The organism is Streptomyces achromogenes subsp. achromogenes (genome assembly GCF_000720835.1).
Lineage (GTDB): Bacteria > Actinomycetota > Actinomycetes > Streptomycetales > Streptomycetaceae > Streptomyces > Streptomyces achromogenes.
Genome location: NZ_JODT01000126.1, coordinates 1 through 320 on the forward strand (window position 1 = coordinate 1; position 320 = coordinate 320).

The following is a 320-nucleotide window of genomic DNA, read 5'->3' on the forward strand; positions in this document are numbered from 1 at the left end:
CAAACTCCGCCTGGCCGAAGACGGCGAAACGGTCGTGGAACGGGTGGACTTCACCTGGGACGGCACGACGCTCTGCGAACAAACGACAAGGTCCGAGGCCTTCGCCCACCCGATCACCCTCACCTGGGACCACCAGGGCCTACACCCTCTCGCCCAAACGGAACGCATCACCGCGGCGGAAGCCCCACAGCAGGAGATCGACTCCCGCTTCTTCGCCATCGTCACCGACCTCGTCGGCACCCCGACCGAACTGCTGGACGAACAGGGCGACATCGCCTGGCACACCCGAAGCACCCTCTGGGGCACAACGGCCTGGTCGA

At 65.9% G+C, this 320-nt stretch carries 1 protein-coding gene; it reads left to right on the forward strand.

Going from position 1 to position 320, the window contains the following annotated elements:
* Positions 1-320, forward strand: a 320-nt coding sequence (locus IH25_RS38280; protein WP_037656526.1) for an RHS domain-containing protein, incomplete at both ends; no start/stop codon positions are given.